This is a genomic window from Amycolatopsis iheyensis (assembly GCF_024703995.1).
Classification (GTDB): Bacteria; Actinomycetota; Actinomycetes; order Mycobacteriales; family Pseudonocardiaceae; genus Amycolatopsis; species Amycolatopsis iheyensis.
On the sequence record NZ_JAMXQV010000034.1, the window covers coordinates 65,785 to 76,015 of the forward strand.

Below are 10,231 nucleotides of genomic sequence, written 5' to 3' on the forward strand. Positions count from 1 at the left end.
CCATTCATGGGACTTCGGTACCATGATGGCATGGACGTCCCATATGAGTCCACGGGTCGACGTCATCAGAAGGCGCGGACTCGGGCAGCCCTGGTGAGCGCGGCGCGGCAGCTGCTCGCCGATGGTCTTTCCCCGACGGTCGAGGACGCGGCGACGAAAGCGGCGATCTCCCGCACGACCGCTTACCGGTACTTCGCCACTCAGCGCGCCTTGCTGCTCGCCGCGCACCCCGAGGTGCGCCCGGGAACGAGCCTCCTGCCCGCGGACGCGCCGTCCGATCCGGTCGCGCGCCTCGAACTGGTGATGCGGGAGTTCACCCGGATCACCGTCGAATGGGAACCGCAGCTGCGCGCGCAGTTGCGGTTGTCCCTCGAGCCGGGGGCCGGCCAGCCGGAGCTGCGGCAAGGGCGGGCGATCGGCTGGATCGAAGAGGCGCTGAGCCCGCTCGGCGGCACCCACCCCGGCATCGACATCCACGCGCTCGCGGTGTCGATCCGGTCCGCGACCGGCATCGAGTCCCTCGTCTGGCTGACCGACGTCGGCGGGCTCGACCGCGCGGCCGCGTCGGCGACGATGACCCGGTCCGCGCTGGCCATCTTGCGCGCGGCGATGGAACCGTGAACCCACGGCGCGTTCAGGAACCGGATTCGCCCATGACGAGGCCTTCGATGGTGTGCTTCTGGACGATGGGCGTCAGCTCGTCGACCACCGGGCAGCCGAGGTGCGCGCGCACCGCTTCCGGCAGTGTCGCCCAGAAGCCGCGGGTCACGGCCGTGTCGTGCCGCTCGTCGTTGCCCGCGCCGGGGGCGTTGAGCCCCAGCACCAGCACCGGGCGGCTCTTCGCCGAATGGTTGGCGGTCCCGCGGTGCACGGTCAGCGCGGAACGGATCGAAATGTCGCCCATCCGCGGGAACTTGCGCACGGCGAGCTCCCGGTAGCGCGGGTACGCCTCGCGGGGCGGGAACATGCCGTGCTCGAACGCCGTCCCGTCGTCCCACTGGGTTCCGGGTGCGATCTCGAACGGCCCCATGTCCGGTTCGGTGTCGACGGCGGTCACGTTGACCGCGAGGGAGTTCAGCCTGCGGTGCCGCGCGGTCTCCTCGGGCATCGGGAAGTCGCGGTGCCACGGCTGGTCCACCGCGCCGGCGAGCGGGACGTCGAAGCCGACCTCGACGATCCGGTAGTCGGGGCCCAGCACGGCCGCGGCGATCGCGGTGACCCACGGGTGGGACACCAGTTCGGCGAACCCCCGCAGCTGTTCGGGGTGGATTTCGACGTAGTGCCGGTTCGGGCCGCGGCCGACCGCGCCGCCGGCCCGGGAGCGGGCCTCGGCGAACGCCGCGTCGATGTCCTGGCCGAGCCGCCGGACCCAGTCGCGGTCGAACGCCCGCGGCAGGCCGATGATGCCGTCCTCCCGCAGGCGGCCGGTCAGCTTCGCGAGCTCCGCGGACGGCAACGCGGCGGTGTGGGGTGCGGTCACTGGGCCTCCCGGGTTGGCACGACATCGTGACAAGTCCAGTTTGCAACGTGGCATGCCACGTTGCAAGGTCTATGCTCCGGGTGCGCGGAAGGAGCCCGATGAACCCGAAACTGCGAGACGTCGCCGAACACGCCGGCGTGTCGGTGCGGACGGTGTCCAACGTGGTCAACGGCTTCCGCTACGTGGCCCCGGCGACCCGGGAGCGGGTGCAGGCGAGCATCGACGTCCTCGGCTACCGGCCGAACCTGGCCGCCAGGACGTTGCGCCGCGGCCAGACCGGGCTGATCGCGCTGGTCGTCCCGGAGATCGATTCGCCGTACTTCGCCGATCTCGCCGCGCGGACGGTGCGCATCGCCGAAGCGCGCGGGCTGACGGTGCTCATCGACCAGACTGACGGTGACCCCGAGCGGGAGAAGCAGCTGCTGCACGGCAGGCGCGGCCAGCTCGTCGACGGGGTGCTGTTCAGTCCCTGGGCGGTGCCGCCGGCGGAACTGACCGCGCGCACCGACACCGTGCCCCTGGTGCTGCTCGGCGAGCACGACGGCCCGGCGGGGGTCGACCACGTCGCGATCGACAACGTCGCGGCCGCCCGGGAAGCCACCGGACACCTGCTGTCCCGGGGCCGGCGCCGCATCGCGGCGATGGGCGTCCAGCCCCGTTCCCTGAACGCGACCGCTCGCCAGCGGCTCGAGGGCTACCGGGCGGCCCTGTCCGCCGCGGGCCTGCCGGCCGACCCGGCGCTCGAGGTGCCGGTGCGACGGCTGCACCGCGCGGACGGCCACCAGGCGATGCTGGGCCTGCTCGACCGGCCCCAGCCCCCGGACGCGGTCTTCTGCTTCACCGACGAGCTGGCCTTGGGCGCCCTGCGTGCGGCGGCCGACCGCGGTGTCGCGGTGCCGGACGCGCTCGCCGTGGTGGGGTTCGACGACATCGAGGACGGCCGCTTCAGCGTGCCCGCACTGACGACGGTGAGCCCGGACAAGACCCGGCTCGCCGAGCTGGCCCTCGACCGCCTGGTTTCCCGGTTCACGGGTCCGCAGCCGCCGAGATCGCTGGTCGCGCCGCACCGCCTGGTGGTGCGCGAAACGACGTGACCACGGAAGTGGGGCACCGCCTGCGGCATTCGGGTGAAGTAGCTCCGCGGTCGTCAACCTGCTCTCCGATGCCGGCGTGGTGGCCGCGAGCCCGGCACCTCCGGGTTCGTCCGACCGGCTTTCCGGGGAGGCGAAGTGTCCACCCACCGTGGTCTGGTGTCGCGAGCGCTCTTGGTGGTGGTGACCGCGCTGGCGGCCGTGGTGCCGCCGGCGGCTGCTGGTTCGCCGCCGCCACTGTCCGTGGTGCTCGGATCGAGCGGGCCGGCGAACGCGGCGGCCGTCCGGCTGCAGAATTCGACCGCGCGGTCGCGGGACGTCACCGGCGACGGCTGGCCCGACCTCATCGCCCGGCAACCGGACCTGAACAACGGGACGTTGTGGATCTACCCCCACACGCGCAACCCGCAGGGGGCCGTCTTCGGGGCCCGGGTGCTGGCCGGCACGAACTGGAACACGATGAACTGGATCGGCGTCGCCGAGCTCACCGGTGACACGCCGGAGTACGAAACCTCGGCGTCGGCACCCGCGGACCTGCTCGCTCGGCGCACCGACGGCACGTTGTTCGTCTACCCGCACAGCGGAGCCCTCAACGGCAAGTACACCTGGGGGACGCCGGTCACCGTCGGCACCAACTGGAACATCTACGAAAGCCTGATGCTCGCCGACATCAACACCGACGGCTACGACGACATCTTCGCGGTCGACAACGACGAGCAGAAGATCTACTTCTACCTGCACACCGGAACGTTCGACGGGAAGTCGACCTTCCGGCCGCGTCAGCTCTTCGGGGACGGTTACTCGGACCCGACCGGCACGCTGTTCTTCACGGAATGGAGCCGCGAGGACCCGGACCTGGGCGGGATCGAGGCCGGTGGTCTCGGCACCGCGATCCGCCATACCCACAAGCTCACCGTGGGCGCGGGCACATGGGACACCAGCGACCCGTGGACGTTCACCGCCGGACAGTTCGCGCCGGCGACGACGCAACGGGTCTTCCTGATGGATGTCAACGGAGACGGCAAGAACGACGTGGTCAAAGCCACGCCCACGGGAACGTTGGTCTACTACCCGTTCAACGGCTGGAAAGCCAACCCCGCGCTGGGAACACCGAGAACGATCGGCACCGGCGGCTGGCAGGCCATGGATCTGCTGACCTGAGCCCCGCCGGCCCCATCGGTCCCCTCCGAGACAGGTGATCACGCTGTGAAGACGACCATCAAAGTTGCCGTGTGTGCCCTCGTGGCCGGCTTGGCCGCGCCGCCGGTGTCGACTGCCGCGACGCCGCTCTCCGGTGTCGACCCGGCGGTGCTCGACCCCAGCCGGTCAGCGGTCTTCCACGGCTCGGCGACCGACGCCGAGGCTGTCCACCGTGCGAGGCTCGGCTCCGGGCCGCAGGGCGCCGCGCTGTACGACCTCGCGGAATCGAGCGGCTACGTCGTGCAGACGACGCCCGCGATGCTCGCCGCCGGTGCCGAGATCGACCCGGTCACCTTCGACGAGTGTCAAGCGCACCAGGTCACTCCGGAAAAGCCGTTCTGGTACAAGAACAAGTACAACGCGTGCAGTTCGGAAAGCCTGGGGGTGCAGTACTGGGAGATCGGGGAGGAGGGGCCGTACCTGGCCGGAACGTCCGTGTTCACCAGGAGTTCCATCGCGATCGCGCAGGCCGGGGAGAACCGGGTGAAGTTCGGCGTCCGCCTGGTCCACGACTACGACCTGGGCCGCGTCGACGACGGCACGACGTTGGCCCTCAAGATCGGCTGCCTGGAGACCGACCTCGACCCGAACCGCGTGGGCACCTGCACGGTCTCGCCGGGTGAAGTGAAGAAGACGCTGGGGCAGTGGAAGGCGGAGCAGGGGGCGAACCCGGCGTGGTTCGAGTCCACGATGGTGATGACCAAGGTGCCGGCCGACAAGTACAGCGCGGAGAAGCGTGGCTACTTCTCGGTGGACGAAATCGCCACCACGGAGGACTCGACCGGGGTCAGGACGGTGTTCCACCCGGCCGCGAACGTCCGGTGCGACGAGGCCACCTACGTGTCCGGAAGCAGGTGCGTGTTCCAGAACGTCGCTTCTTCGCTGGCCCTTTACACCAGCGACCCGAGGCACGGGGAGTCGGCGAAGTTCATCAAGGACGCGCAGACCGATCTCGTGCTCACCTACCCCGGTCTGCTGGGCAAGAAGGTGCCCGGCCGGTGGGGAGAAGAACCGCTGCACCGGCTGTACAAGGACTACGACACCGAGCACGACATCGCGGGCTCACGCCGCAAGGTCCGCCGCGCCTGCCAGGTTCGGTGGGGCGTCGGCTACACGCTCAACGCGGCCGGCGAAGTGCTGCAATGCGACGAGTACCCCTTCGCGACCACTTACGAGAACTCCGCCAGGGTGGACGACAGCACCCAGTTCACCTACGCCGTCAGGCCGGTCAACGCCCTGCAGAACGAGACGGCGGGACAGGTGTACGCGAAGTGGCTGGCCGACGACCACATCCTGGACGGCGACCCGTTCTACGTGATCATCTACTGAGGCTCTTCGCCGGCTCAGCGGTCGACGTTCCAGCTCGCGTTCGCCCGGCTGACGAAGGACGTCCGGCTGCCGGCGTGCAGCGCGGCGGACCGGGTGGGGTAGCAGTCCAGCACCGCCGCGAACCCGGTGGTCCGCAGCACGTACTCGACCAGGCGGTTGCCCCCGGTGACCACCCGCAGGCGGGTCGCGCCCGCGGCGTCGTGGGTGAGCCGGATCGAGCGCGCCCCGGCAGCCCCGATGAACGCCAGATCGGACAGGTCCAGGACGAGCACTTCGCGTTCTTCGCCCAGCAGCCGGACCACGGCACCGGACAGCTTCGGCGTCGTCCCGGCGTCCAGCTCCCCGGACAACGCCAGGGCCACGACCCCCGTGCTCGTCTCCAGGCGCACGATCCCCAGGCGCTCCGGCTCGAACGAGATGCCCACTGCCGCCACCTCCCCGCAACTCCTGGCTCCTACCCCGTGCGGTGGTTCGCCAAACGGTCCGCTTCGGCACGACCGTCTCAGCCCGTTGTCGCCCGTGACACGACGGCATAACGGCGCTGCCACCGCGAGCACCCCCTTGTGGCTGCAATTAGCCCGAGTGGGGTACGGCCGCAACACGACAGTGTTGATCTCTTCGGTAAGAGGTAACCCTGTCGGCTCAAATCTCGACCGAAACCGGTAACACGTCGCGACACTACGTCACAGCCAGCTCGGCGTTGCGTGTCGCCCGGGCGACGGAGAGGACGGCCGGATGAGCGCGCACCACCCCTTTCTCGGGATGCTGACGTACCGGGCGCGGCATGCCCGTGCGCCGTCGCGGTGGTGGCCGGTGCCGGCGTTGCTGGTCGTGGCGGCAGTCATCGCGATCGCGGACAGCCCGGGGGTGATCGTCGTGGTGAGTGTGGCGGCCGCGGTCGTCGGGGTGCTCGCCGGGGTCTGGCGGCGGTGTTCCCGCGCCGTCGCTCAGGTCGAGGAGATCCTTTCGGCCGAGTTGGATCGCGACGACTGAGCCGGACAGCCGGGCCCTGGTCCGGTGCGGCGATCATCGTGACGGTCACCGGCTGCGGCCTTCCGGCGCGGCGCGAACCGGCCGGCACCGGAGCCGTCACGGGCGGCCGCGGCCTCCTGCTGATCGGCAAGACCGCCGACGAGCCGCACGTCGCCACCGGCAGCGACGGCACGAAGATCACGATGAGCCGGCGCCCGGCCGGCTTGCCCGGTGGGGCTGAAGACCGAAGTCACCCGCTGCGGCCGACCGCCTCGGGGATCATGGGTCACTGCCGCTTGGGGGACGCGGTGGCCTCGGCCACGAAGTTCTCGGCGACGTCGCGCAGTTTGACGTTCTGGTCCTGCGACGCCTTGACGAGCAGGTCGAAAGCGTCGTCGGGCTGGATGCTGTGCAGGGCCATCAGGATGCCCTTGGCCTGGTCGATCACCGCGCGGGAAGTGAGTGCGGTGCGTAGCTGCCCCATGGTCTCGCGCGCCGCCTGGTGCCGGCGTGTGCTGCGCAGCGCGGATTCGGCGGCGGCGGTGTAGAGGTCCAGCAGTGCCGCGTCGAGCGCGCCGAAGCTGTTGCCGCCGGTGTCGAACAGGTTGAGCGAACCGTGGTACTGGTGGTCGATGAACAGCGGTGCGGACAGGTAGGCGACGACCGAGAGATCGTCGGCGACCGCGGCGAACTCGGGCCACTGCTGTGCCGCGTCGGTCACCTTGACGCGTTGGAGCTCGCCGGTCCGGGCGGCTTCCAGGCAGGGCCCTCGCCCGGCGTCGTACTGCGCCTGGTCGACGTGGTGCGCGCTGTCACCGGTCGCGGTCGCCGTGTACGGGGCGCCGTCGCGCAGCAGCGTGACGCTGGCGATCTCCGCGTCCGGCACCGCGTGCAGCACCTGTCGGCAGATCCGCTGCAGGACCACGAGCAGTTCCTCTTCCCCGGCGAAGGTGCCGGCCAAGCGGTCCAGCGCATCGGTGACGTCGTCCACTCTTCGTACGGCGTGCCGTTCGGACAGCAGCTTCTCTTCCATGTACGTGCTCCCTCGTGGTGGGCTCCGCGCCCATCCTCGGCGGCGCGAGCGGCGAGCGCCAGCCTCGTCGATCCACCGTGCTCGGCCACCGCTTGTGGAATCCTCGGTGGGTGGAGATCGACGAACTCGCCGAAGCCGCCCGCACCGGTCGCGAACTCGACCTGACCGGCGGGGCGCAGCTCGACGCGGCCGTGCTCGTCGAGCTGCTCTCGCGGGAACGGCCACCGCGTGCGGTGCGGCTCCGAGGCGCCCGGATCACGGGCGAGCTGGACCTCGGCGCCATGACGATCGACTGCCCGCTGGCGCTGGAGGACTGTGTCTTCGACGGTGCGGTGCGCTTCACCGAGACGGTGGCGAAGTCGATCAGCATGCGCGGGAGCCGGTTCGGCTACCTCCGGGCGGATTACCTCCGGACCAGCGGATTCCTCGATCTCGCCCGGGTCGAAGTCGCCTATTTGCTGAACATCGGGAGCGCGCACGTCGGCCACGACCTCTACCTGGGCGGCGCCCGGCTCGGCCGGACCGACAAGACCGCTCTGCTGGCCCTCGGGATCGAGGTCGGCGGCAACCTGCACGCCCGGGACCTGAAAGCCGAAGGAGCTTTGGTCTTCACGGACGCGCTGGTCAGCGGCCACTTCGACTGCTCCGGCGCCGACGTGCGCAACCCCGGAGACCGGGCCCTGACCGCGGACAACCTCCAGGTGGGGACGTTCATGGGGGCCGAAGGGTTTTCGGCGCAGGGGGTGGTCTTCCTCAGCGGGGCCCGGATCGGCGCGGAGCTGGTCTTCGATGACGCGCAGCTGTCCAACCCGGACGGTTTCGCGCTCTCGGCGGACCGCATTTCCGTGGCCGGGGACCTTTCCTTCCGGAACGGCTTTTCGGCGGACGGTTCCCTTCGCCTGGTGCAAGCACACGTCGGCGGCCGGATCGTCTTCGACGGGCAGGTGCGGGCCGAGCAGCATCCCGCGTTCGTCGGTGACGGCATTTACGTCGACGGCGATGTGGAGTTCCGCCGGGAGTTCACGACGAACGGCGAGATCCGGCTGTTCGACGGCCGCGTCGGGCACACACTCCGGTTCGCCGGGACGAGCACCGTGCCGGCCGGCGGGGCAACGCTCGAGCTGAGCTCGTTGCAGGCGGACGTCATCGAGCTGCTGAACGCCGAACCGTTCCAGGGCAAGGTCGACCTGATCCGCACCCGGGTCCGGGACTTCGTCGACCGGCCGGAAAGCTGGTCCCCGGCGATCGGGCTGCTCGGGTTCGAGTACCAGACACTGCGCAACGACGAGGTGAGCGTGCGGCAACGCCTGTCGTGGCTGCGCAGTGACGGGTTCGGCTATTCGCCGGCCGGCTACGACCAGCTGGCCGCGGCCTACCGGCGGCTCGGCCGGGTGGAAGCCGCTCGCCGGGTGCAGGTGGCCAAGCAGTGGCGGCGCCGCCGGGTCCTGAACCCGGTGGGAAAGCTGTGGAACTGGCTGCTGTACGTCACTGTCGGGTACGGGTACCGCACGTGGCTGGCCGGCCTGTGGCTGGTGGTGCTCGTCGCACTGGGGACGACGTTGTTCGGCGGCGCCTTCCGGTCGGACATGCGGGCGTCGGCGCCCGTGGGCCCGGCGTTCCAGCCGGTGGCCTACGCACTGGACGTGCTCGTCCCGATCGTCGACCTCGGTCAGAAGAAGGCGTGGTACCCCCAAGGCGGCGCTCAGGTGTGGTCGTGGGTGTTCACCGGTGCGGGCTGGGTGCTCACGACAGCGGTGGTCGCCGGTCTCACCAACGCGCTGAAACGGGACTGACCGGACCCATTGTGGTGCGAACACCCCACAGTGCGGTGCCGAGAACCGGATTAGCGTGCGGGACGGTGAATCGCCGACCTCACCTCCCTCGCTCGAAAGGTGTTCCTGTCATGCGCGTTCGTCTTGTCCTGCCCCTGCTCGCCCTGATGGCCGGGATCGGCTCGGCGGTGGCCGCGCCGGCAGCCGCCGACCCGGGTCCGGTGACGGCGGAGTCCGCCACCGATGCGTGTTACAGCTGGGGACGCACGCTGGCGCAAGGAGCGTCCGGCGACGACGTCCGGCAGCTGCAGATCCGGGTCGCCGGCTACCCCGGTTACGGTGGCGTCCTGGCCATCGACGGCCAGTTCGGCCCGGGGACCAAGGCGGCGGTCACCCGGTTCCAGCAGGCCTACGGGCTCGGCGCGGACGGCATCGCCGGGCCCGCGACGTTCGCGAAGATCTATCAGTTGCAGGACAACGACTGCACGCCGGTGAACTTCGGCTACGCCGAGCTGAACCGGTGCAACTCGGATTGGTCGGGCGGCAACGTTCCCGCGGCGACGGCGAAGGCCAACGCGCTGGTGTCGATGTGGAAGCTGCAGGCGATGCGGCACGCGATGGGGGACCGCCCGATCGTCGTCAACGGCGGTTTCCGCAGCGTCGCCTGCAACAACGCGGTCGGCGGGGCGGCCGCGAGCCGGCACCTCTACGGGGACGCGGTCGACCTTGGCGCCGGGGCGCAGGGCTTCTGCGGGCTGGCGCGGCAGGCCCGCAACCACGGCTTCGCCGAGATCCTCGGGCCGGGCTACCCGGGCCACAGCGACCACACCCACGTGGCGCACCGATCGGGCCGCTTCTGGTCGGCGTCGTCCTGCGGGATCTGACTCCGTCGAGGTCGTCGGCCCCGACCCGTTCCCGGCTGGGCAGGTGTCCACAGTGGACGATGTCGGGGCCGGGCCGGGCGAAGTGGCTGTCCCGCCGTGCGTGGCGCCGCTACGCTGGCTCGCATGACTCGACTTGCTCGGCTGGCAGCCGTCGCCCTCGTGCTCGCGGCGACGCTCTCCGCCTGTGGTGACGAGCCACCCGCGCGGGACGCCTTCGTCGCGAAGCTCAAGTCCGATCCCCGGACCGAGGGGACGCCGGACCCGGCCGTGCAGTGTATCGCTGACTGGTACGTGGCCTACGCTACCGAGGAAGAGCGTGACGCTTTCCTGAACGGCCAGGTGGTGCCCGCCGCCGGGGGCGAGCAGGCCCGCGCCGCGATGGTGGACTGCCTCAAGAGTGCCGCCGAACCGCGGTGACGGAATAGCCTGTTTGGCCCTGTGGCACGGATTGCCCGATTCGCTACGATCTT

At 70.4% G+C, this 10,231-nt stretch carries 11 protein-coding genes; 8 read left to right on the top strand and 3 right to left on the bottom strand.

Translation table 11 applies throughout. The features are described from left to right. The first annotated feature begins 93 nt into the window (after window positions 1-93). Window positions 94-621, top strand: a complete 528-nt coding sequence (locus M8542_RS43085) for a TetR/AcrR family transcriptional regulator (protein ID WP_257926174.1) — start codon at window positions 94-96, stop codon at window positions 619-621. 13 nt (window positions 622-634) lie between these two features. On the opposite strand, the gene M8542_RS43090 is transcribed toward M8542_RS43085, so the two are convergent. Continuing rightward, window positions 635-1,480, bottom strand: a complete 846-nt coding sequence (locus M8542_RS43090; protein WP_257926175.1) for a phytanoyl-CoA dioxygenase family protein — start codon at window positions 1,478-1,480, stop codon at window positions 635-637. A 98-nt stretch (window positions 1,481-1,578) separates the two neighbouring features. On the opposite strand from M8542_RS43090, the gene M8542_RS43095 reads away from it, so the two are divergent. The 3 genes from M8542_RS43095 (at window position 1,579) to M8542_RS43105 (ending at window position 5,100) form a co-directional block, all read left to right on the top strand. Beyond that, window positions 1,579-2,574, top strand: a complete 996-nt coding sequence (locus tag M8542_RS43095) for a LacI family DNA-binding transcriptional regulator (protein ID WP_257926176.1) — start codon at window positions 1,579-1,581, stop codon at window positions 2,572-2,574. A gap of 135 nt (window positions 2,575-2,709) precedes the next feature. Further along, window positions 2,710-3,732 carry a hypothetical protein gene (locus M8542_RS43100; RefSeq protein WP_257926177.1) on the top strand — a complete coding sequence of 341 codons (1,023 nt, stop codon included), beginning with the start codon at window positions 2,710-2,712 and terminating at the stop codon, window positions 3,730-3,732. Between the two features lie 45 nt (window positions 3,733-3,777). Further along, window positions 3,778-5,100 carry a hypothetical protein gene (locus M8542_RS43105; RefSeq protein ID WP_257926178.1) on the top strand — a complete coding sequence of 441 codons (1,323 nt, stop codon included), beginning with the start codon at window positions 3,778-3,780 and terminating at the stop codon, window positions 5,098-5,100. 14 nt (window positions 5,101-5,114) lie between these two features. On the opposite strand, the gene M8542_RS43110 is transcribed toward M8542_RS43105, so the two are convergent. Then, the gene (locus M8542_RS43110) at window positions 5,115-5,525 is read right to left on the bottom strand and encodes an STAS domain-containing protein (RefSeq protein ID WP_257926179.1); all 411 of its coding nucleotides are present in this window, start codon (window positions 5,523-5,525) and stop codon (window positions 5,115-5,117) included. A 310-nt stretch (window positions 5,526-5,835) separates the two neighbouring features. Between M8542_RS43110 and M8542_RS43115 the strand changes: the two genes are divergently transcribed. Next, window positions 5,836-6,093 (top strand): hypothetical protein, encoded by a 258-nt coding sequence (locus M8542_RS43115; protein ID WP_257926180.1) that lies wholly within the window; start codon window positions 5,836-5,838, stop codon window positions 6,091-6,093. 265 nt (window positions 6,094-6,358) lie between these two features. On the opposite strand, the gene M8542_RS43120 is transcribed toward M8542_RS43115, so the two are convergent. After that, window positions 6,359-7,105 carry a GAF and ANTAR domain-containing protein gene (locus tag M8542_RS43120; protein WP_257926181.1) on the bottom strand — a complete coding sequence of 249 codons (747 nt, stop codon included), beginning with the start codon at window positions 7,103-7,105 and terminating at the stop codon, window positions 6,359-6,361. Between the two features lie 110 nt (window positions 7,106-7,215). Here M8542_RS43120 and M8542_RS43125 point away from each other — a divergent pair, with 110 nt between their 5' ends. From M8542_RS43125 to M8542_RS43135, 3 genes are all read left to right on the top strand, one after another. Further along, a complete protein-coding gene (locus M8542_RS43125; RefSeq protein WP_257926182.1) occupies window positions 7,216-8,898 on the top strand; it encodes a hypothetical protein in 1,683 nt (560 codons plus the stop codon). A 110-nt stretch (window positions 8,899-9,008) separates the two neighbouring features. Continuing rightward, window positions 9,009-9,761, top strand: coding sequence for a D-Ala-D-Ala carboxypeptidase family metallohydrolase (locus tag M8542_RS43130; protein ID WP_257926183.1), 753 nt, complete (start codon window positions 9,009-9,011; stop codon window positions 9,759-9,761). A 123-nt stretch (window positions 9,762-9,884) separates the two neighbouring features. Next, on the top strand, window positions 9,885-10,178 hold the full coding sequence (locus M8542_RS43135; protein ID WP_257926184.1) for a hypothetical protein: 294 nt from the start codon (window positions 9,885-9,887) through the stop codon (window positions 10,176-10,178). Window positions 10,179-10,231 lie beyond the last annotated feature (53 nt).